Here is a 21,390-nt window from a genome sequence, read left to right as displayed (position 1 = left end):
CGGGGGCCGCCGCCCCTGGGGACTACGCCTCGTACAGATCCGCCTTCTTCGGCGTCGGGTCCTGCACCTGACCACTGAGGAACGCCGACCGCGCCCCGAACTTCTCCACGTCCACGCCGTTCTCGCGCAGCACCCGGATCGCCGCCGAGTGGACCACCCGCAGCACCGGCGTGGCGGCGCGCAGTGCGTCGTCGGCCATGAAACGGTGACGCCACGGCTTGTCCGCCCACACATGCCGCAGCCCGAACGGCTCGGGCAGCGCCAGCGTGCCGCCGAGCCAGTTCAGCAGCGGCGGATACCAGGTCAGCGGCGCCCGCGCGGTGAGCCGGACCACCTCGTCGGCGTCGACCAGCGGCAGCTTGATCGTGCGCGACTCCCAGGGCTTCAGGGACTTCGGAACCGACTTCGTCGGCGCCTCCGGCTTCGAGGTGAACAGGGAGTGCACCGGCCCCAGCGCATGCCCCGTCACCTCGATGCGCAGCGTCTCGTGCAGCACGGTCACGGTGATCAGCATGGTGATGATCAGCTGGCCGTCCCACAACGTCCACTGGACCCCGAGGTAGTGCCGGTCACCGCTGCCGAACTGCTGCTTGTTGCAGATGTCCTGTATGGCGTGCGACTTGACCTGGTACGCCTCGACGTCGGTGCCCTCCGGCCGGGAGACCGCCGTGGCGTTCTCACCGATCGGTGTGACGATCCAGTGCCGTATCGAGGGCTTCGGGAAGCCTCCGGTGTTCAGCGGGCCCCGCTCCAGCAGGCTCAGCTGGTCGTGGATGGCGCGGATGACGTCCCAGCTGCGGAACGGATGGATCTCCCGGGCCGGGTCGGCCGGGACCAGGTCCTCGGCGAGCTGCCAGGCACCCCAGCGGGTGCCCATGCCGAGTATGCCCTTCGGCCCGGCGTAGAAGACGGAGTTCGACTGCTGCTCGGCGCTGAGCTTGGCCAGGGACTGGCGCAGCTGCTCGGCGGCGGTCTGGGCGGGGCTGCTGGGCACCGACTCGGGGATCTTGGCGCCGACGCTGCTGCCGGCGAGCAGACCGGCCCAGCGTCCGCGCAGGTCGTGGGCGGTCTGCTCGCAGATGCGCTTGGCCCAGAACCAGCCCAGCACCGGGGCCACCGCCGCCGCGCGCCCGTACCAGGCCCAGAACCCGTGGAACGGCATGCGCACCAGGAAGAGCGCGGCGAGCGCGCCCACCGCCACGAGCAGGGTGGTGCCCAGGGCGCCGGCCCGCCTGTCGTTGAGCTTGGAGATGGTGGAGCGGATCTGGAAGACGAGCAGCCAGACGAGGAGTCCGGGCAGGAAGAGCAGGCCGCACAGCACCATCACGGCGGTCAGCCGGTTGTCGCGGTCCCGGCGGATGGTGTTCGCCGCGAGGCAGTGCTCGACGACCACCTGGGGTTCGGTGCCGAACGACTGGATGAGCGCGGCGCGGCCCGGAGCGAGCATGCGGTCGACCACGGACCGGGAGAACGCCTCACCCAGATTCGGCCTGAGCAGGGAGAACACGCCGTCCTTGACGGTCGACTCGTGCCACTCGCCGTTGGCCTTGAGTATGTCCGTGACATCGCTGTCCCGGTAGGCCGCCGAGGCCAGGGCGAACGTGGCCGCCTGGCTCTCGTCCCCCGAGATGGGCACCTGTGGCCCGTCCCACTCCGTTCCCACCGACATTCCCGCCCCCGATCGCCGCGGCCCCGCTCCTGCGGCCTTCCCGACTTCCTTGGTCCGCACACCTGTTGATCAGGACACATGGTGATCACGTGTATGCGTGTTGATCACCTCACCAGCGTATCGGCAGGCACCGACATTCGTCGGCGGACGGCCGAAGCCGTCCGCCGACGGGGCGGCGCCCCCAGTACCACGGCGGTTCCGGGGCGCGCTCAACCGTCCTTGGCTTCCTCGCGGACGCGTTCGGCGATCTGCGACGGCATCGGTTCGTGCCGCACGTAGGACCGGCTGAAACGGGCGGTGCCGTGCGAGAGGGACCGCAGGTCGACCGCGTAGCGGCCGATCTCGATCTCCGGCACCTCGGCCCGTACGAGGGTTCGCCCGGTGCCCACCTGTTCGGTGCCGACCACCCGGCCACGCCGCCCCGACAGGTCGCTCATCACGGGGCCCACGTAGTCGTCGCCGACCAGCACGGTGACCTCGGCGACCGGCTCCAGCAGATGGATCCGCGCGTCCGCGGCGGCCTCCCGCAGGGCGAGCGCGCCCGCCGTCTGGAACGCGGCGTCGGAGGAGTCCACCGAGTGCGCCTTGCCGTCCAGCAGCGTGACCCGGACGTCGATGAGCGGATATCCGGCGGCGACCCCCTTGGCCGCCTGGGCCCGTACGCCCTTCTCGACCGACGGGATGAACTGCCGCGGCACGGCACCGCCGACCACCTTGTCCACGAACTCGATGCCCGAGCCGCCGGGCAGCGGCTCCACCTCGATCTCGCAGATGGCGAACTGGCCGTGCCCGCCGGACTGCTTCACATGCCGTCCGCGCCCGGCCGCCCTGGTGCCGAACGTCTCCCGCAGGGAGACCTTGTGCGGTACGACGTCGACCTGGACGCCGTACCGGCTGCGCAGCCGCTCCAGCGCGACGTCCGCGTGGGCCTCGCCCAGGCACCACAGCACCACCTGGTGGGTGTCCTGGTTCTGTTCCAGCCGCATGGTCGGGTCCTCGGCGACCAGCCGGGACAGGCCCTGGCTGAGCTTGTCCTCGTCCGGCTTGCTGTGCGCCTGGATGGCGAGCGGAAGCAGCGGGTCCGGCATCTCCCACGGTGCCATCAGCAGCGGGTCGTCCTTCGCCGACAGGGTGTCCCCGGTCTCGGCGCGGTTCAGCTTGGCCACGCACGCGAGATCGCCCGCGACGGCGTGCGCGACCGGACGCTGCTGTTTGCCGAACGGCGTGGACAGGGCGCCGACGCGCTCGTCGACGTCGTGGTCCTCGTGGCCCCGGTCGGCCAGCCCGTGCCCGGAGACGTGCACCGTCTCGTCCGGGCGCAGGGTGCCGGAGAAGACGCGGACCAGCGAGATCCGGCCGACATAGGGGTCCGAGGAGGTCTTGACGACCTCGGCGACCAGCGGCCCGGCGGGGTCGCACGGCTTCAGCTCGCGCGGCTGCCCCTCGGGAGTGGTCACCAGGGGCTGATCCCGCTCCAACGGGGTCGGGAACCCGCCGGTGATCAGCTCGAGGAGCTCCACCGTGCCGAGGCCCTGCCTGGCACCCTCGGCCGCGGGGGCGGCGGCCAGGACGGGGAAGAAGGCGCCGCGCGCGACGGCCCGCTCCAGGTCCTCGATCAGCGTCTTGACGTCGACCTGCTCACCGCCCAGGTAGCGGTCCATGAGGGTCTCGTCCTCGCTCTCGGAGATGATCCCCTCGATGAGCCGGTTGCGGGCCTCCTCGATCCCCGGCAACTGGTCCTCGCCCGGCTCGGACTCCTTGCGCTCGCCGGAGGAGTAGTCGAACAGCCTCTGCGACAGCAGCCCGGTCAACCCGGTCACGGGCGCGTGCCCGTCGGGGCCCTCCGGGCCGTGCAACGGCAGGTACAGCGGGAGCACGGCGTCCGGGTCGTCGGCGCCGAACGCCTCCGCGCACACCCGGGTCATCTCCGAGAAATCCGCGCGCGCCGCCTCCAGATGGGTGATGACGATGGCGCGCGGCATGCCGACGGCCGCGCACTCCTCCCACACCATCCGGGTCGAGCCGTCCACCCCGTCCGAGGCCGAGACGACGAAGAGGGCCGCGTCCGCCGCGCGCAGACCGGCCCTGAGCTCCCCGACGAAGTCGGCGTACCCGGGGGTGTCGAGGAGATTGATCTTGTAGCCGTCCCATTCGACGGGTACGAGGGAGAGCTGTACCGAGCGTTGCTGCCGGTGCTCGATGTCGTCGTAGTCGGAGACGGTGCCGCCGTCCTCCACGCGGCCCGCCCGGTTCACCGCTCCCGCCGTCAGTGCGAGAGCCTCCACCAGAGTCGTCTTGCCCGATCCGGAGTGGCCGACCAGCACCACATTCCGTACGGACGCGGGGTGGTCGGCCGCCGTAGCCCTGCCGGCGGCCCCGGGGTGTGTGTGCGCCTTGTCGCCCATGGCCTTGCCTCCCGTGCACGGTGAGGTCACTGTGGGCGCGGACACGCGGCACCGCGTGCACTGGCGGCTCCGGCGACGCCCGCGGTCCTTCGAGCTTTCCACTCCCGTCACGCTGCGTCCATACGAGGGACGCCCGTCGCCCCGCCGGGGAGCGGTTGCGAGCCAAGCAACCGATCCGGTCACCGGGTGCGGGTGCCCGGCGGCCGTCCACGCGCGCGCGTGACTACGATGGGCCAGCCGGAGGCCAGCAGGGGCCGCGGCGACACCGACCGTCGGGAAGGCCATGCTGAACAAGTACGCGCGTGCATTCTTCACGCGTGTCCTCACACCGTTCGCCGCGTTTCTCATCCGGCGGGGCGTCAGCCCCGACACGGTCACGCTCCTCGGCACCGCCGGAGTGGTCGCGGGCGCGCTGGTCTTCTACCCCAGGGGCGAGTTCTTCTGGGGCACGATCGTCATCACGCTGTTCGTCTTCTCGGACCTGGTCGACGGAAACATGGCCCGCCAGCTGGGCCGCTCCAGCCGCTGGGGCGCCTTCCTGGACAGCACGCTGGACCGGGTCGCCGACGGCGCGATCTTCGGCGGCTTCGCCCTCTGGTACGCCGGTCTGGGCAACGACAACGTCCTGTGCGCGGTGTCGATCTTCTGCCTGGCCAGCGGCCAGGTGGTGTCGTACACCAAGGCGCGAGGCGAGTCGATCGGGCTGCCGGTCGCGGTGAACGGGCTCGTCGAGCGCGCCGAGCGGCTGGTGGTCTCACTGGTCGCGGCCGGGTTCGCGGGTCTGCACAAGTTCGGCGTCCCGGGCATCCAGTACCTGCTGCCGGTCGCCCTGTGGATCGTCGCCGTCGGCAGCCTGGTCACCCTGATCCAGCGGGTCGTCACGGTCCGCCGGGAGTCCGCCGAGGCGGAGGCGGCGGCCGGGCCGGACGGCGCGAACGCCTCCCAGGGGAGCGAGGCGGCGCAGTGAGCGCCGGGGAGCGACTGTCCGACGCCCTGTACGGGCTGGGCTGGAGCACCGTGAAGAGGCTCCCCGAGCCGGCCGCCGTACGGCTGGGCCGGACCATCGCCGACCTGGCCTGGAAACAGCGCGGCAAGGGCGTGCGAAGGCTGGAGAGCAACTACGCGCGCGTGGTGCCGGACGCCACTCCGGAGCGCCTTGCCGAACTGTCCCGCGCGGGCATGCGTTCGTACCTGCGCTACTGGATGGAGTCCTTCCGGCTCCCCGCGTGGAGCGCCGAGCGGATCAGGGCCGGCTTCGACCCCAAGGACCTGCACTTCCTGACCGACGGCCTCGCCGCGGGCCGGGGCGTCGTCCTGGCCCTGCCCCACCTGGCCAACTGGGACCTGGCCGGCGCCTGGGTCACCACGAAGCTGCAGATCCCGTTCACGACGGTCGCCGAGCGACTGAAGCCGGAGACGCTGTACGACCGGTTCGTCGCCTACCGGGAGGGCCTCGGCATGGAGGTGCTGCCGCACAGCGGCGGCTCCGCGTTCGGCACACTGGCCCGGCGGCTGCGGGACGGCGGCCTGGTCTGCCTGGTCGCCGACCGCGACCTGTCCGCCTCCGGCGTGGAGGTGACCTTCTTCGGCGAGAGCGCGCGGATGCCCGCCGGGCCGGCCCTGCTCGCCCAGCAGACCGGGGCGCTCCTGCTGCCCGTCACGCTCTGGTACGACGACTCGCCCGTCATGCGGGGCCGCGTCCATCCCCCCGTCGAGGTGCCCGAGTCGGGCACGCGGGCCGAGAAGGCGTCCGCCATGACACAGGCGCTGGCCGACGCCTTCGCCTCGGGGATCGCCGACCACCCGGAGGACTGGCACATGCTGCAACGGCTGTGGCTCGCCGACCTCGACCCCGCGAAGGGAACGCCGTGAGAATCGGCATCGTCTGCCCGTACTCCTGGGACGTGCCGGGCGGCGTCCAGTTCCACATCCGGGATCTGGCCGAGTACTTCATCCGCCTCGGCCACGACGTCTCCGTGCTCGCCCCCGCCGACGACGACACCCCGCTGCCGCCGTACGTGGTCTCGGCCGGGCGCGCGGTGCCGGTGCCGTACAACGGCTCGGTGGCCCGGCTCAACTTCGGCTTCCTCTCGGCGGCCCGGGTGCGGCGCTGGCTGCACGAGGGCGCGTTCGACGTGATCCACATCCACGAGCCGACCTCGCCGTCGCTGGGCCTGCTGACCTGCTGGGCGGCGTCCGGCCCGATCGTGGCCACCTTCCACACCTCCAACCCCCGTTCCCGCGCGATGATCGCCGCGTACGCGATCCTGCAGGCCGCACTGGAGAAGATCAGCGCGCGGATCGCGGTGAGCGAGTACGCCCGCCGCACGCTCGTCGAGCACCTCGGCGGGGACGCGGTGGTGATCCCGAACGGCGTCGACGTCGGCTTCTTCGCCGAGGCCGAGCCCAACCCCGCGTGGCAGGGCGACACCATCGGCTTCATCGGGCGCATCGACGAGCCCCGCAAGGGACTGCCGGTGCTGATGAAGGCCCTGCCGAAGATCCTCGCCGCACGCCCGCAGACCCGGCTGCTGGTGGCCGGCCGCGGCGACGAGGAGGAGGCGGTGGAGTCCCTCCCCGCCGAACTGCGCTCGCGCGTGGAGTTCCTCGGCATGGTCAGCGACGAGGACAAGGCGCGCTTCCTGCGCAGCATCGACCTGTACGTCGCGCCCAACACCGGCGGCGAGAGCTTCGGCATCATCCTCGTCGAGGCCATGTCGGCGGGCGCCCCTGTCCTCGCCTCCGACCTGGACGCCTTCGCCCAGGTCCTCGACCAGGGCGCGGCCGGTGAACTGTTCCCCAACGAGGACGCCGACGCCCTCGCCGACGCGGCGCTACGCCTGCTCGCGAACCCGGCACGCCGCGCCGAGCTCCGGGAACGGGGCAGCGTGCACGTGCGGCGCTTCGACTGGTCGACGGTCGGCGCGGACATCCTGTCGGTGTACGAGACGGTGACGGCGGGCGCGGCGGCGGTGGCGGCGGACGAACGGACCACGGGACTGAGAGCCCGCTTGGGTCTCGCGGCGCGGGACTGAACCGTACCTTTCCAGCCGGGGCGGCAGCCCCCGGTGACGGCGAGGGCAAGGTGCTGCGCGGCCCTCGGCCGGCCTGCATCACCAGCCCGTCCGGCGTTCGAGGACGAGGCCGTTCAGGCCGGCAGCGGGGGTCCGGGGGCGGCAGCCCCCAGTGCCCGGTCCCGACAACGCCCCGCACGACACCCCGCGAACCCCAGCGGAGCGCACCGGTAGCCTTGCCGCCCGTGACCGCAACACTCATCTGGATCCTCGTCGCGCTCGTCGCGATCGGCCTGTACCTGAGCTGGACCGCGGGCCGGCTGGACCGGCTGCACGCACGCATCGACGCCGCACGCGCCGCGCTCGACGCCCAGCTGCTGCGGCGGGCCTCGGTGACCCAGGAACTGGCCACCTCCGGGGTGCTGGACCCCGCCGCCTCGATAGTGCTGTACGAGGCCGCCCACGCCGCCCGCCAGGCCGAGGAGGAGCAGCGGGAGGTCGCCGAGAGCGAGCTGAGCCAGGCGCTGCGGGCGGTGTTCGCGGACCCCCAGCAGGTCGAGGCCGTCCGCGAGGCCCCCGGGGGAGAGGCGGCGGCACACGAGCTCACCGAGGCCGTGCGCCGGGTTCCGATGGCCCGCCGGTTCCACAACGACGCGGTCGGGGCCGCGCGCAGGCTGCGGGAGCACCGCAAGGTCCGGTGGTTCCGGCTGGCCGGACACGCGCCGTTCCCGCTGGCCTTCGAGATGGACGACGAGCCGCCGACGGCCCTGGTGGAGCGGGTCTCCTAGCCTCCTGATGTCGGGGGGCGTTCACCAAAATGATCCACCGGCTTGCCATTGGCCCTTGCTGTGGACTGGTCCGGCCGCGTTTCCTCGGTGCTGCACCAAACCCCCTGCCCAACCGAGTGAGGTCACCCGTGTCCACCACGATCCCCAACTCCGTACAGTCCCCGGAGACCGGCACCGCCCGCGTGAAGCGCGGCATGGCCGAGCAGCTCAAGGGTGGCGTGATCATGGACGTCGTCACGCCGGAGCAGGCGAAGATCGCCGAAGACGCGGGCGCCGTCGCCGTCATGGCCCTGGAGCGGGTCCCGGCCGACATCCGCAAGGACGGCGGCGTGGCCCGCATGTCCGACCCGGACATGATCGAGGGCATCATCGACGCCGTCTCGATCCCGGTCATGGCCAAGTCCCGCATCGGCCACTTCGTCGAGGCCCAGGTCCTGCAGTCCCTCGGCGTCGACTACATCGACGAGTCGGAGGTCCTCACCCCGGCCGACGAGGTCAACCACTCCGACAAGTGGGCGTTCACCACCCCCTTCGTCTGCGGTGCCACCAACCTGGGCGAGGCCCTGCGCCGCATCGCCGAGGGCGCCGCGATGATCCGCTCCAAGGGCGAGGCCGGCACCGGCAACGTCGTCGAGGCCGTCCGCCACCTGCGCCAGATCAAGAACGAGATCGCTCGCCTGCGCGGCTTCGACAACCACGAGCTCTACGCCGCGGCCAAGGAGCTGCGTGCCCCGTACGAGCTCGTCAAGGAGGTCGCCGAACTCGGCAAGCTCCCGGTGGTCCTCTTCTCCGCCGGTGGCGTGGCCACCCCGGCCGACGCCGCGCTGATGCGCCAGCTCGGCGCCGAGGGCGTCTTCGTCGGCTCCGGCATCTTCAAGTCCGGCGACCCGGCCAAGCGCGCCGCCGCCATCGTGAAGGCGACGACCTTCTACGACGACCCGAAGATCATCGCGGATGCGTCCCGCAACCTCGGCGAGGCCATGGTCGGCATCAACTGCGACACCCTCCCCGAGGCCGAGCGCTACGCCAACCGCGGCTGGTAATCGCCCCCGAAGCGCACCAGGTAATCACCCATGAACACTCCTGTCGTAGGCGTCCTGGCCCTCCAGGGCGACGTACGGGAGCACCTCATCGCCCTGGCCGCGGCGGATGCCGTGGCCAGGCCGGTGCGGCGCCCCGAAGAACTCGCCGAGGTCGACGGCCTCGTCCTCCCCGGCGGGGAGTCCACGACCATCTCCAAACTCGCCGTCCTCTTCGGCGTGATGGAACCCCTCCGCGCGCGCGTGCGGGACGGCATGCCCGTCTACGGCACCTGCGCGGGCATGATCATGCTCGCCGACAAGATCCTCGACCCGCGCTCGGGCCAGGAGACGATCGGCGGCATCGACATGATCGTGCGCCGCAACGCCTTCGGCCGGCAGAACGAGTCCTTCGAGGCGGCCGTCGACGTCAAGGGCGTCGACGGAGACCCCGTGGAGGGCGTCTTCATCCGCGCGCCCTGGGTGGAGTCCGTCGGCGCCGACGCCGAGGTGCTCGCCGAGCACGACGGTCACATCGTGGCGGTCCGCCAGGGCAACGCGCTGGCCACGTCGTTCCACCCGGAGCTGACCGGCGACCACCGGGTGCACGCGCACTTCGTCGACATGGTGCGCGCCACCCGGGCATCCGAGTCCTTGTAGGATCTCCGAGGGTTAACCTTCCGGGTCCGCCCGGGGGAGTTCGTACAGGATGGGTTACGCGAAGGAGACAGGCAGATGTCCGGCCACTCTAAATGGGCCACGACGAAGCACAAGAAGGCCGTGATCGACGCCAAGCGCGGCAAGCTCTTCGCGAAGCTGATCAAGAACATCGAGGTCGCGGCGCGCATGGGCGGCGTCGACCTCGAGGGCAACCCGACCCTCTACGACGCCGTCCAGAAGGCCAAGAAGCAGTCGGTCCCCAACAAGAACATCGACTCCGCCATCAAGCGCGGTGGCGGTCTCGAGGCCGGTGGCGCCGACTACGAGACGATCATGTACGAGGGCTACGGCCCGAACGGCGTCGCGGTGCTCATCGAGTGCCTCACGGACAACCGCAACCGCGCCGCCTCCGAGGTCCGCGTCGCCATGACCCGTAACGGCGGCTCCATGGCCGACCCCGGTTCGGTGTCCTACCTGTTCAACCGCAAGGGCGTCGTCATCGTCCCCAAGGGCGAGCTGAGCGAGGACGACGTCCTCGCCGCCGTCCTCGACGCGGGTGCCGAGGAGGTCAACGACCTCGGCGAGAACTTCGAGGTGCTCAGCGAGGCCACCGACCTGGTCGCGGTCCGCACCGCCCTGCAGGACGCCGGCATCGACTACGACTCCGCCGAGGCCAACTTCGTCCCGACCATGCAGGTCGAGCTGGACGAGGAGGGCGCCCGGAAGATCTTCAAGCTGATCGACGCCCTCGAGGACAGCGACGACGTGCAGAACGTCTTCGCCAACTTCGACGTCAGCGACGAGGTCATGGAGAAGGTCGACGCGTAACGCTGCCGCGGGCTCAGCGCGTTTCGGCGGGCCGGGGGGACACGTCCCACCGGCCCGCCTCTGTTGTCAGTGCCAGCGACTAGCCTGGCGGCATCCGTAGATCACCGTCCACGGTCCGCAACCATCAATCGAGGAACCACGACGGTGCTCAGCCAGGTCCGCGAGAGCGGCGGCGGCTTAGCCGCAAAAAGGGGAGAGGGAGGGGGCGCGCGGTGCGCGTACTGGGGGTGGACCCCGGGTTGACCCGCTGCGGCGTCGGCGTCGTCGAGGGGGTCGCGGGGCGCCCGCTCACCATGGTGGGCGTCGGGGTCGTACGGACGCCCGCGGACGCCGAGCTGGGGCACCGCCTCGTCGCCATCGAGCAGGGCATCGAGACCTGGCTGGACGAACACCGGCCCGAATTCGTCGCCGTGGAGCGGGTGTTCAGCCAGCACAACGTCCGTACGGTGATGGGCACCGCCCAGGCGAGCGCCGTCGCCATGCTGTGCGCCGCCCGTCGCGGCATCCCCGTCGCCCTGCACACCCCGAGCGAGGTCAAGGCCGCCGTCACCGGCAGCGGACGCGCAGACAAGGCCCAGGTGGGCGCCATGGTCACCCGCCTGCTGCGGCTGGCGGCGCCGCCCAAGCCCGCCGACGCCGCCGACGCCCTCGCGCTCGCCATCTGCCACATCTGGCGGGCCCCCGCGCAGAACCGACTCCAGCAGGCCGTCGCCCTGCACACATCGAAAGGCCGTACGGGATGATCGCCTTCGTGAGCGGACCGGTCGCCGCCCTCGCCCCCGACTCCGCCGTGGTCGAGGTGGGCGGCATCGGCATCGCCGTCCAGTGCACCCCGAACACCCTGTCGGGACTGCGGACCGGGCAGCAGACCAAGCTGGCGACCTCGCTGGTCGTCCGGGAGGACTCCCTGACGCTGTACGGCTTCGCCGACGACGACGAGCGCCAGGTCTTCGAGCTGCTGCAGACCGCGAGCGGGGTCGGCCCCAGACTGGCCCAGGCGATGCTGGCGGTGCACACGCCGGACGCGCTGCGCCGGGCCGTCGCCACCGGTGACGAGAAGGCCCTGACCGCCGTCCCCGGCATCGGCAAGAAGGGCGCCCAGAAGCTGCTGCTGGAACTGAAGGACCGGCTCGGCGAGCCGATCGGCGCCCCCGCCGTGGGCACGCCCGTGACCCAGGGCTGGCGCGACCAGCTGCACGCCGCGCTCATCGGCCTCGGGTACGCCACCCGGGAGGCCGACGAGGCGGTGACCGCCGTCGCCCCGCAGGCCGAGGCCGCCGGGGGCACCCCGCAGGTCGGCCAGCTCCTCAAGGCGGCCCTGCAGACCCTGAACCGCGCCCGCTGATCCACCACACCACCCCGAGGCACACCACATGAACTGGGACGACACGACCGACCCCGCCGCCCCCGAGCGGCTGGTGGGCTCTGTCGCCGACCGCGAGGACCAGGCCGTCGAGGCCGCCCTGCGACCCAAGGACCTGGGCGAGTTCATCGGTCAGGAGAAGGTCCGCGAGCAGCTCGACCTCGTCCTGCGCGCCGCACGCGCGCGTGGCGCGACCGCCGACCACGTCCTGCTCTCCGGTGCCCCGGGCCTCGGCAAGACCACCCTGTCGATGATCATCGCCGCCGAGATGGGCGCCCCCATCCGCATCACCTCCGGCCCCGCCATCCAGCACGCCGGCGACCTCGCCGCGATCCTCTCCTCCCTCCAGGAGGGCGAGGTCCTCTTCCTCGACGAGATCCACCGCATGTCCCGGCCCGCCGAGGAGATGCTCTACATGGCGATGGAGGACTTCCGGGTCGACGTCATCGTCGGCAAGGGCCCCGGCGCCACCGCCATCCCCCTCGAACTGCCCCCGTTCACGCTGGTCGGCGCCACCACCCGCGCGGGCCTGCTGCCGCCCCCGTTGCGCGACCGCTTCGGCTTCACCGCGCACATGGAGTTCTACGAGCCGACCGAGCTCGAACGCGTCGTGCACCGCTCCGCGAGCCTCCTCGACGTGGAGGTCGAACCCGACGGCGCCGCCGAGATCGCCGGCCGCTCCCGGGGCACGCCCCGCATCGCCAACCGCCTGCTGCGCCGGGTGCGGGACTACGCACAGGTCAAGGCGGACGGGCTGATCACCCGGGAGATCGCCGCGGCGGCCCTCGCCGTGTACGAGGTCGACGCGCGCGGCCTGGACCGGCTCGACCGCGCGGTCCTGCAGGCCCTGCTCAAGCTGTTCGGCGGCGGCCCGGTCGGCCTGTCCACGCTGGCCGTCGCGGTGGGGGAGGAGCGGGAGACCGTGGAAGAGGTCGCCGAACCCTTCCTGGTACGCGAGGGCCTGCTCGCCCGCACCCCGCGCGGGCGGGTCGCCACGCCCGCGGCATGGGCGCATCTCGGCCTCACCCCGCCCCGCTCCGGGTCCACAGGAAACGGACAACAGGACCTGTTCGGGGCGTGACGGCGAGGGCATTGGCGGGGGCAGGAACCCAGGTGCCATGCTGAGCGTTGTTCCATGCACGCGGACTCGCTTAGACTCCGCCGATGCCGCCTTCGCGGGCGGCGCCGACCCAACCCCCAAATACCAGGCCGCCCTCCATCGCGGTCGCGCGAAGGAAATCCCGTCCCGTGAATACCTTGACCCTTCTCCCGTTCATCGTGCTCATCGCGGCCATGTTCCTGATGACGCGCTCGGCCAAGAAGAAGCAGCAGCAGGCCGCCAACATGCGGAACGAGATGCAGCCCGGCTCCGGTGTCCGCACGATCGGGGGGATGTACGCGACGGTCAAGGAGGTCAACGAGGACACGGTCCTCCTCGACGCCGCCCCTGGTGTCGACCTCCTCTTCGCCAAGAACGCGATCGGCGCCGTCCTCACGGACGACGAGTACAACCGCATCGTCCACGGCATCGAGCACGACCTGAAGTCCGACGCCGACCTCGTTCCGGACGACGCCTCCTCCCTCACCGAGACCGACGCCGCCGCCGACGCTCCCGCCGCCTCCGACGACAAGTCCGTCGACCTCGGTAAGAAGGACGCGTCCGAGGAGAAGGCCGACCAGGCCCAGGCCGCCGAGGCCCGCGCCGAAGAAGCCAGGGACGCCGAGGCGAAGGCGGACGAAGAGCCGAAGAAGACCGACGGCGAGTCCGACGCGAAGTAGTCACGCCCCGGGGAGCGCGGCGCGATAGGTTCGCGCCCGGCGCACCCCGGGCGCGTCTGTTTCCCGCACGGGATCCCGACACCATGTCATGGCCGACCGCGCCCCGACCGGGCGCGGGGCGGCCCGAGAGGGAGTACGAGAAGGTGGCAGCACCTAAGAGGGGCCGGAGCGCGAGTGCCCAGAGCAAGCCAGGGCGCTCACTGGCCCTCATCCTGATCGCCATCGCGGCGCTCACCGGGGGAATGTTCGCCTCCGGAAACACCACTCCGCGTCTGGGTATCGACCTCGCCGGTGGTACGAGCATCACGCTCAAGGCGAAGGCCGACCAGGGGTCCGCGATCAACCAGGCCAACATGAACACCGCGGTCGAAATCATGAACCGCCGTGTCAACGGTCTGGGCGTCTCCGAGGCGGAGGTGCAGACCCAGGGGAAGGACCACATCATCGTCAACATCCCCAAGGGCACCAACTCCAAGGAGGCCCAGCAGCAGGTCGGTACCACCGCCAAGCTGTACTTCCGCCCGGTCCTCACCAGCGAGCCCAGCGGCGCCGCCGCCTCGCCGAGCCCGTCGTCGAGCGCGTCCCCCAGCGGCAGCGGCTCGCCGAGCCCGTCGAGCAGCGCCTCTTCCAAGGAGAAGGCGTCCTCGCCCTCCTCGGCCTCCCCGACCGCCACCGCCACCTCTCAGGGCCGCGCGGTCACCGACGGCCTGAAGGCCGACGCCACGCCGTCGTCCTCGGCCTCCGCGAAGTCCTCGGCCTCCCCGAGCCCCTCCGCCTCGTCGAGCGCGCCGAGCAGCGCCGCCGACAAGACGGCCGCCAGGCTCCAGGCCCAGTACACCGCCCTGGACTGCACCAAGGCCGCCGACCGGGCCAAGGCCGGCACGAGCGCCAAGCCCGGTGAGTCCACCGTGGCCTGCGGTCAGATCAGGAAGGTCTGGTACAAGTACCTGCTCGGCCCGGCCGCCGTGGACGGCACCGACGTGAAGAAGGCCCAGGCGGTCTTCGGCACCCAGAACACCGTCGGCTGGCAGGTCCAGATGACCTTCACCGGCGGCGGGTCGAAGAAGTTCGCGGACATCACCGGCCAGCTCGCCAAGAACCAGGGTGTGCAGAAGGAGTTCGCCATCGTCCTCGACGGCGATGTCGTCTCCAGCCCGAACGTGGACCAGGCCATCACCGGTGGCCAGGCGGAGATCTCCGGCAGCTTCACCCAGCAAGAGGCGCAGAGCCTCGCGAACATGCTGTCGTACGGCGCCCTGCCGCTCTCCTTCAAGGAGGACACCGTCACCACGGTGACCGCCGCGCTCGGCGGTGAGCAGCTGCACGCCGGTCTGCTCGCGGGCGCCATCGGTCTCGCGCTGGTCGTGATCTACCTGGTCATCTACTACCGCGGCCTGTCGCTCGTGGCCATGGCCTCCCTGCTGGTCTCCGCGATTCTGACCTACGTGATCATGTCGTTGCTCGGCCCGGCCATCAACTTCGCGCTGAACCTGCCGGCCGTCTGCGGTGCCATCGTCGCCATCGGCATCACCGCGGACTCGTTCATCGTGTACTTCGAACGCATCCGGGACGAGATCCGTGAGGGCCGCACCCTGCGTCCCGCCGTCGAGCGGGCCTGGCCGCGCGCCCGGCGCACGGTCCTGGTCTCCGACTTCGTGTCGTTCCTCGCCGCCGCGGTGCTGTTCATCGTGACCGTCGGCAAGGTCCAGGGCTTCGCGTTCACGCTCGGCCTGACCACCGTGCTCGACGTGGTCGTCGTCTTCTTCTTCACCAAGCCGCTGATGACACTGCTCGCCCGCCGCAGGTTCTTCGCGAACGGCCACAAGTGGTCCGGTCTCGACCCGAAGAGCCTGGGTGCCAAGCCGCCGCTGCGCCGCACCCGCCGTCCCGCCGGTCCTGCCGCCGGCTCCGTCGACCCGAAGGAGGCGTGAGCGATGTCGAAACTCGGCAACCTCGGCGCGCGACTGCACCGCGGTGAGATCAGCTACGACTTCGTCGGCAAGCGCAAGATCTGGTACGGCGTCTCGATCCTGATCACCATCACGGCCATCGTCGGCCTGGCGGTGCGCGGCCTGAACATGGGCATCGAGTTCAAGGGCGGAGCGGTCTTCACCACGCCGACCCACATGAGCACCTCGGTGGCCAAGGCCGAGGAGTACGCGCAGGACGCGGCCGGCCACGAGGCGGTCGTGCAGAAGCTCGGCAACGGCAGCCTGCGCATCCAGATCGCCGGTATCGACACCGACAAGTCCGACCAGATCAAGCAGAAGCTGGCCAAGGACCTGAGCCTCGACCCGAACAAGCTCGCCGCCGACCTGGTCGGCCCGAGCTGGGGTGAGCAGATCGCCAACAAGGCCTGGGAGGGCCTGGGGATCTTCATGGTCCTCGTCGTGATCTACCTGGCGATCGCCTTCGAATGGCGCATGGCGATCGCGGCCCTGGTCGCACTGATCCACGACATCACCATCACGACCGGCATCTACGCCCTCGTCGGCTTCGAGGTCACGCCCGGTACGGTCATCGGTCTGCTGACGATCCTCGGTTACTCGCTCTACGACACGGTCGTCGTCTTCGACAGCCTCAAGGAGCAGACGAAGGACATCACCAAGCAGACCCGCTTCACCTACAGCGACATCGCCAACCAGTCGATCAACGGCACCCTGGTCCGTTCCATCAACACCACGGTGGTCGCGCTGCTGCCGGTGGCCGGCCTGTTGTTCATCGGCGGCGGTTTCCTCGGAGCCGGCACGCTCAACGACATCTCGCTGTCGCTGTTCGTCGGCCTCGCGGCCGGCGCCTACTCGTCGATCTTCATCGCCACGCCGCTCGTCGCCGACCTCAAGGAGCGCGAGCCGCAGATGAAGGCCCTCAGGAAGCGCGTCCTGGCCAAGCGGGCCCAGGCCGCCGCCGACGAGGAGCTCGCCGAGAACCGGCCCGTCGCCTCCGACGAGCCGGACGACGCCGCCGCGGCCGTCGTGGGACCGCGCAACCAGCCCGCGTCCCGTAACCGGGGCCGTGGCCGACCCTCCGGGAAGCGCCGATGACCGACATCAAGGAACTCCTGCTCAGCCGTATCCGGGACGTCGAGGACTATCCGGAGCAGGGCGTGATGTTCAAGGACATCACCCCGCTGCTGGCGGATCCGGCGGCGTTCACCGCCCTCACCGACGCGCTGGCGGAGATCGCCGAACGCACCGGCGCCACGAAGATCGTCGGGCTGGAGGCCCGCGGATTCATCCTGGGCGCCCCGGTGGCCGTCCGGGCGGGGCTCGGCTTCATCCCCGTACGGAAGGCGGGCAAGCTCCCCGGGGCGACGCTGCGCCAGGCGTACGAGCTGGAGTACGGGTCGGCGGAGATCGAGGTGCACGCGGAGGACCTGGTCTCCGGTGACCGCATCCTCATCGTGGACGACGTCCTCGCCACGGGGGGTACCGCCGAGGCGGCCATCCAGCTCATCCACCGGGCGGGGGCCGAGGTCGCCGGCGTCGCCGTACTGATGGAGCTGTGCTTCCTGGAGGGCCGTCCGCGTCTGGAGGCCGCTCTGCGGGGCGCTCCGCTGGAGGCGCTGCTGCGGGTCTGACCTGTCGTTGGTTCGCCGAGGCCGTCCCGGTTCTTCCGGGGCGGCCTCGGCTGCGCCTTCGGCCGGTTGTGTTCCCGCCCGCAGCACCCGTGCGGGGGCCGACCGCCGTCGGCGGCTCGCGGCTGGGGAGGTGCCGGACAGCCCTGCCCCAGCGGGCGGCAACCCGTGGGACACCCCCGTGAAACCCGGTGGCCTCCCTCGCGGAATCCCGCGGAAGCGGCCCGTGTTTCCCCGGTACGCGATCCTCACGTCCGGCTGGAGGCGATGCCGGAGCCCAGGATCGCTACCATGGGGTCTCCGGAGCCTGACCGGGGGACCCGGATCGCGCACGAGGAGCCCTCTTGCCAGACGAGGCCCAGCCACTGACCGCCGCCAAGCCCGAGTCCGCCTCGGGGCCCGCGGCGAAGCCCGCGCCGCACGCGCCGCACGCGAAGAACGACAGCCGCGGGCCGGTCGAGCACGCCCAGTCCGCGCCCGTCGAGAAGTCGCCGGAGGCCGTGCGCCCCAAACCCTCCCCGGCGCCCGAGCAGCCCCCGGCGAGCCGCTCGTCCGCAGGGCAGCCCGCGCGTTCCGGCTCCTCCAACCGCGTCCGGGCCCGCCTCGCCCGTCTGGGTGTCCAGCGCGCCAATCCGTACAACCCGGTCCTGGAGCCCCTGCTGCGCATAGTCCGCAGCAACGATCCCAAGATCGAGAACGCCACGCTGCGCCAGATCGAACGCGCCTACCAGGTGGCCGAGCGCTGGCACCGCGGCCAGAAGCGCAAGAGCGGCGACCCGTACATCACGCACCCGCTCGCGGTCACCACCATCCTCGCCGAGCTGGGCATGGATCCGGCCACCCTCATGGCCGGACTGCTGCACGACACCGTCGAGGACACCGAGTACGGCCTCGACCAGCTGCGCCGCGACTTCGGCGACACCGTCGCCCTGCTCGTGGACGGCGTCACCAAGCTGGACAAGGTCAAGTTCGGCGAGGCCGCGCAGGCCGAGACCGTGCGCAAGATGGTCGTCGCCATGGCCAAGGACCCCCGGGTCCTGGTCATCAAGCTCGCCGACCGCCTGCACAACATGCGCACCATGCGCTACCTCAAGCGCGAGAAGCAGGAGAAGAAGGCGCGCGAGACGCTGGAGATATACGCGCCGCTCGCCCACCGGCTCGGCATGAACACCATCAAGTGGGAACTGGAGGACCTCGCGTTCGCGATCCTCTACCCCAAGATGTACGACGAGATCGTGCGACTGGTCGCCGAGCGTGCCCCCAAGCGCGACGAGTACCTGGCCATAGTGACCGACGAGGTGCAGGCCGACCTGCGCGCCGCCCGCATCAAGGCGACGGTCACCGGCCGCCCGAAGCACTACTACAGCGTCTACCAGAAGATGATCGTCCGCGGCCGTGACTTCGCGGAGATCTACGACCTGGTGGGCATCCGCGTCCTCGTCGACACGGTCCGCGACTGCTACGCCGCCCTCGGCACCGTGCACGCGCGATGGAACCCGGTCCCCGGCCGGTTCAAGGACTACATCGCGATGCCCAAGTTCAACATGTACCAGTCACTGCACACGACGGTCATCGGGCCCAACGGCAAGCCGGTCGAACTGCAGATCCGCACCTTCGACATGCACCGCCGCGCCGAGTACGGCATCGCCGCGCACTGGAAGTACAAGCAGGAGGCCGTCGCCGGCGCCTCCAAGGTCCGGACCGACGCGCCGAAGACGTCCGCCAAGGACAAGGACGCCATCAACGACATGGCGTGGCTGCGGCAGCTCCTGGACTGGCAGAAGGAGACCGAGGACCCCGGCGAGTTCCTGGAGTCGCTGCGCTTCGACCTCTCCCGCAACGAGGTCTTCGTCTTCACCCCCAAGGGCGACGTCATCGCGCTCCCGGCCGGTGCCACCCCGGTGGACTTCGCCTACGCGGTCCACACCGAGGTCGGTCACCGCACCATAGGGGCGCGGGTCAACGGCCGCCTCGTGCCGCTGGAATCCACCCTGGACAACGGCGACCTGGTCGAGGTCTTCACCTCCAAGGCGGCCGGCGCGGGCCCCTCCCGTGACTGGCTGGGCTTCGTCAAGTCGCCGCGCGCCCGCAACAAGATCCGGGCGTGGTTCTCCAAGGAGCGGCGCGACGAGGCGATCGAGCAGGGCAAGGACGCCATCGTCCGCGCCATGCGCAAGCAGAACCTGCCGATCCAGCGCATCCTCACCGGCGACTCCCTGGTCACCCTCGCCCACGAGATGCGCTACCCGGACATCTCCGCGCTGTACGCGGCGATCGGCGAGGGCCACGTCTCCGCGCAGAACGTCGTGCAGAAACTCGTGCAGGCGCTCGGCGGCGAGGAGGCGGCCACCGAGGAGATCGACGAGTCGGTACCGCCGTCCCGTGGGCGCGGCCGCAAGCGGCGCTCCAGCGCCGACCCGGGCGTAGTCGTCAAGGGCGTCGAGGACGTGTGGGTCAAGCTCGCCCGCTGCTGCACGCCCGTGCCCGGCGATCCGATCATCGGTTTCGTCACCCGGGGCAGCGGCGTATCGGTTCACCGCAGCGACTGCGTCAACGTGGAGTCACTGTCCCGCGAGCCGGAGCGCATCCTCGACGTCGAGTGGGCGCCCACCCAGTCCTCGGTCTTCCTGGTCGCCATCCAGGTCGAGGCCCTGGACCGCTCCCGTCTGCTGTCGGACGTCACCCGTGTCCTGTCCGACCAGCACGTCAACATCCTCTCCGCGGCCGTCCAGACCTCCCGCGACCGGGTGGCCACCTCGCGCTTCACCTTCGAGATGGGCGACCCCAAGCACCTCGGGCACGTCCTGAAGGCGGTGCGGGGTGTGGAGGGTGTGTACGACGTCTACCGCGTGACCTCGGCGCGCAGCCGGTCGTAGCCCGGGCTGCCGCCGGAAAAGACGGAGAGGGCCCCGTACGTCGCCGTACGGGGCCCTCACACACGCCTGGGGCTCGAGTCGGGCTTGGGGTCAGCCGCCGAACTCCTGCAGGCCCTTCAGGGCCTGGTCCAGCAGCGCCTGACGGCCCTCCAGCTCCCTCTCGAGCTTGTCCGCCCTGGCGGTGTTGCCCTGGGCGCGAGCCTGCTCGATCTGGCCCTTCAGCTTGTCCACGGCGGCCTGCAGCTGCCCGGTCAGGCCCTCGGCACGCGCGCGTGCCTCCGGGTTCGTCCGGCGCCACTCGGCCTCCTCGGCCTCCTGGATCGCCCGGTCGACGGTGTGCATCCGGCCCTCGACCTTCGGACGGGCGTCGCGCGGCACATGACCGATGGCCTCCCAGCGCTCGTTGATCGAGCGGAAGGCGGCCCGGGCACCCTTCAGGTCCGTGATCGGCAGGAGCTTCTCGGCCTCCTCGGCCAGCTCCTCCTTCAGCTTCAGGTTCTCGGCCTGCTCCGCGTCCCGCTCGGCGAACACCGAGCTGCGAGCGGCGAAGAACACGTCCTGGGCGCCGCGGAAGCGGTTCCACAGGTCGTCCTCGTGCTCACGTTGGGCACGGCCCGCGGCCTTCCAGTCCGCCATCAGCTCGCGGTAGCGGGCCGCGGTCGGCCCCCAGTCCGTCGAACCGGACAGCGCCTCGGCCTCGGCGACCAGCTTCTCCTTGGTCTTGCGCGCCTCCTCGCGCTGCGCGTCCAGCTGCGCGAAGTGCGCCTTGCGCCGCTTGGAGAACGCCGAGCGGGCGTGCGAGAAGCGATGCCACAGCTCGTCGTCCGACTTGCGGTCCAGGCGAGGCAGACCCTTCCACGTGTCCACCAGAGCCCGCAGCCGCTCACCGGCCGCCCGCCACTGGTCGGACTGCGCCAGCTGCTCGGCCTCGGCGACCAGGTCCTCCTTGGCCTTGCGGGCCTCGTCGGACTGCTTGGCCCGCTGCTGCTTGCGCTCCTCACGGCGGGCCTCGACGGTCTGCACGAGCTTGTCCAGCCGAGCCCGCAGCGCGTCCAGGTCGCCGACCGCGTGATGCGCGTCGACCTGCTCCCTGAGGTGGTCGATGGCGGTCTGCGCGTCCTTCGCCGACAGGTCGGTGGTCTGCACTCGCTTCTCGAGGAGGCCGATCTCGACAACCAGGCCCTCGTACTTGCGCTCGAAGTAGGCAAGCGCCTCCTCAGGGGAGCCGGCCGCCCAGGAACCGACGACCTGCTCGCCGTCGGCCGTACGCACGTACACGGTCCCCGTCTCGTCGACGCGGCCCCACGGGTCGCTGCTCACAGCGCCTCCTCCACATGATGCCTGCGGGGGGCCTGAAGCTCCCCCGGGCATCGTCCACAGTTTCGTCACGGCCAACATAGGCGACCAGCGGG

Annotated in this window: 18 protein-coding genes; 15 read left to right on the top strand and 3 right to left on the bottom strand. The window is 70.9% G+C overall.

All coding sequences use genetic code 11. The features are described 5' to 3' along the window. Nucleotides 1–22: 22 nt before the first annotated feature. Together ACFY0F_RS17875 and ACFY0F_RS17870 are read right to left on the bottom strand one after the other, a co-directional pair. Nucleotides 23–1,669 (bottom strand): hypothetical protein, encoded by a 1,647-nt coding sequence (locus tag ACFY0F_RS17875; protein ID WP_388794452.1) that lies wholly within the window; start codon nucleotides 1,667–1,669, stop codon nucleotides 23–25. Nucleotides 1,670–1,878: 209 nt separating this feature from the next. After that, on the bottom strand, nucleotides 1,879–4,074 hold the full coding sequence (locus ACFY0F_RS17870; protein WP_388794449.1) for an elongation factor G-like protein EF-G2: 2,196 nt from the start codon (nucleotides 4,072–4,074) through the stop codon (nucleotides 1,879–1,881). Nucleotides 4,075–4,357: 283 nt separating this feature from the next. On the opposite strand from ACFY0F_RS17870, the gene pgsA reads away from it, so the two are divergent. From pgsA to ACFY0F_RS17795, 15 genes are all read left to right on the top strand, one after another. After that, nucleotides 4,358–5,041 (top strand): phosphatidylinositol phosphate synthase, encoded by a 684-nt coding sequence (gene pgsA, locus ACFY0F_RS17865; RefSeq protein ID WP_388794446.1) that lies wholly within the window; start codon nucleotides 4,358–4,360, stop codon nucleotides 5,039–5,041. Beyond that, a complete protein-coding gene (locus tag ACFY0F_RS17860; RefSeq protein ID WP_388794443.1) occupies nucleotides 5,038–5,946 on the top strand; it encodes a phosphatidylinositol mannoside acyltransferase in 909 nt (302 codons plus the stop codon). The genes pgsA and ACFY0F_RS17860 overlap by 4 nt, the downstream gene beginning before the upstream one ends. Continuing rightward, nucleotides 5,943–7,109 (top strand): glycosyltransferase family 4 protein, encoded by a 1,167-nt coding sequence (locus tag ACFY0F_RS17855; RefSeq protein ID WP_388794440.1) that lies wholly within the window; start codon nucleotides 5,943–5,945, stop codon nucleotides 7,107–7,109. Before ACFY0F_RS17860 ends, ACFY0F_RS17855 begins: the two co-directional genes overlap by 4 nt. 224 nt (nucleotides 7,110–7,333) lie before the next feature. Continuing rightward, complete coding sequence (locus ACFY0F_RS17850; RefSeq protein WP_388794437.1) at nucleotides 7,334–7,876, top strand: hypothetical protein; 543 nt, start codon at nucleotides 7,334–7,336, stop codon at nucleotides 7,874–7,876. Between the two features lie 128 nt (nucleotides 7,877–8,004). Continuing rightward, nucleotides 8,005–8,919, top strand: coding sequence for a pyridoxal 5'-phosphate synthase lyase subunit PdxS (gene pdxS / locus ACFY0F_RS17845; protein ID WP_388794434.1), 915 nt, complete (start codon nucleotides 8,005–8,007; stop codon nucleotides 8,917–8,919). Nucleotides 8,920–8,949: 30 nt separating this feature from the next. Further along, entirely contained in the window at nucleotides 8,950–9,555 is a 606-nt protein-coding gene (gene pdxT / locus ACFY0F_RS17840) for a pyridoxal 5'-phosphate synthase glutaminase subunit PdxT (RefSeq protein ID WP_388794431.1), read from the top strand. Nucleotides 9,556–9,630: 75 nt separating this feature from the next. Continuing rightward, nucleotides 9,631–10,383, top strand: a complete 753-nt coding sequence (locus tag ACFY0F_RS17835) for a YebC/PmpR family DNA-binding transcriptional regulator (protein WP_388794428.1) — start codon at nucleotides 9,631–9,633, stop codon at nucleotides 10,381–10,383. Nucleotides 10,384–10,595: 212 nt separating this feature from the next. After that, complete coding sequence (gene ruvC / locus ACFY0F_RS17830; protein WP_388794424.1) at nucleotides 10,596–11,126, top strand: crossover junction endodeoxyribonuclease RuvC; 531 nt, start codon at nucleotides 10,596–10,598, stop codon at nucleotides 11,124–11,126. Continuing rightward, nucleotides 11,123–11,728 (top strand): Holliday junction branch migration protein RuvA, encoded by a 606-nt coding sequence (gene ruvA, locus ACFY0F_RS17825; protein ID WP_388794421.1) that lies wholly within the window; start codon nucleotides 11,123–11,125, stop codon nucleotides 11,726–11,728. The genes ruvC and ruvA overlap by 4 nt, the downstream gene beginning before the upstream one ends. Nucleotides 11,729–11,756: 28 nt before the next feature. Then, complete coding sequence (ruvB, locus tag ACFY0F_RS17820; RefSeq protein WP_388794418.1) at nucleotides 11,757–12,827, top strand: Holliday junction branch migration DNA helicase RuvB; 1,071 nt, start codon at nucleotides 11,757–11,759, stop codon at nucleotides 12,825–12,827. 167 nt (nucleotides 12,828–12,994) lie between these two features. Then, entirely contained in the window at nucleotides 12,995–13,525 is a 531-nt protein-coding gene (gene yajC, locus ACFY0F_RS17815) for a preprotein translocase subunit YajC (protein WP_388794416.1), read from the top strand. Between the two features lie 143 nt (nucleotides 13,526–13,668). Continuing rightward, nucleotides 13,669–15,456: a protein translocase subunit SecD gene (gene secD, locus ACFY0F_RS17810; RefSeq protein ID WP_388794412.1), complete on the top strand. Its 1,788-nt coding sequence runs from the start codon at nucleotides 13,669–13,671 to the stop codon at nucleotides 15,454–15,456. Between the two features lie 3 nt (nucleotides 15,457–15,459). Continuing rightward, nucleotides 15,460–16,569 carry a protein translocase subunit SecF gene (secF, locus tag ACFY0F_RS17805; protein ID WP_388794409.1) on the top strand — a complete coding sequence of 370 codons (1,110 nt, stop codon included), beginning with the start codon at nucleotides 15,460–15,462 and terminating at the stop codon, nucleotides 16,567–16,569. Next, on the top strand, nucleotides 16,566–17,105 hold the full coding sequence (locus tag ACFY0F_RS17800; RefSeq protein WP_388794406.1) for an adenine phosphoribosyltransferase: 540 nt from the start codon (nucleotides 16,566–16,568) through the stop codon (nucleotides 17,103–17,105). Before secF ends, ACFY0F_RS17800 begins: the two co-directional genes overlap by 4 nt. A 341-nt stretch (nucleotides 17,106–17,446) precedes the next feature. After that, on the top strand, nucleotides 17,447–19,978 hold the full coding sequence (locus ACFY0F_RS17795; RefSeq protein WP_388794403.1) for a RelA/SpoT family protein: 2,532 nt from the start codon (nucleotides 17,447–17,449) through the stop codon (nucleotides 19,976–19,978). A gap of 90 nt (nucleotides 19,979–20,068) precedes the next feature. Here the strand turns inward: ACFY0F_RS17795 and ACFY0F_RS17790 are convergent, their stop codons facing one another. Next, nucleotides 20,069–21,298, bottom strand: coding sequence for a DUF349 domain-containing protein (locus ACFY0F_RS17790; protein WP_388794400.1), 1,230 nt, complete (start codon nucleotides 21,296–21,298; stop codon nucleotides 20,069–20,071). Nucleotides 21,299–21,390 lie beyond the last annotated feature (92 nt).

The sequence above is a fragment of the Streptomyces sp. NPDC001544 genome, assembly GCF_042894285.1.
In the GTDB taxonomy this organism is placed as follows: Bacteria; Actinomycetota; Actinomycetes; order Streptomycetales; family Streptomycetaceae; genus Streptomyces.
Note: the sequence above shows the minus strand (reverse complement) of the source record. Positions and strands in the feature narration are given on the sequence as shown.

Bases quoted from the DNA above. Each gene is read 5' to 3' on its own strand.
- ACFY0F_RS17870 (WP_388794449.1), bottom strand. From the start codon at position 4,074: ATGGGCGACAAGGCGCACACACACCCCGGGGCCGCCGGCAGGGCTACG.
- pgsA (WP_388794446.1), top strand. From the start codon at position 4,358: ATGCTGAACAAGTACGCGCGTGCATTCTTCACGCGTGTCCTCACACCG.
- ACFY0F_RS17800 (WP_388794406.1), top strand. From the start codon at position 16,566: ATGACCGACATCAAGGAACTCCTGCTCAGCCGTATCCGGGACGTCGAG.
- secF (WP_388794409.1), top strand. From the start codon at position 15,460: ATGTCGAAACTCGGCAACCTCGGCGCGCGACTGCACCGCGGTGAGATC.
- ACFY0F_RS17835 (WP_388794428.1), top strand. From the start codon at position 9,631: ATGTCCGGCCACTCTAAATGGGCCACGACGAAGCACAAGAAGGCCGTG.
- ACFY0F_RS17875 (WP_388794452.1), bottom strand. From the start codon at position 1,669: ATGTCGGTGGGAACGGAGTGGGACGGGCCACAGGTGCCCATCTCGGGG.
- ruvA (WP_388794421.1), top strand. From the start codon at position 11,123: ATGATCGCCTTCGTGAGCGGACCGGTCGCCGCCCTCGCCCCCGACTCC.
- ruvB (WP_388794418.1), top strand. From the start codon at position 11,757: ATGAACTGGGACGACACGACCGACCCCGCCGCCCCCGAGCGGCTGGTG.
- pdxT (WP_388794431.1), top strand. From the start codon at position 8,950: ATGAACACTCCTGTCGTAGGCGTCCTGGCCCTCCAGGGCGACGTACGG.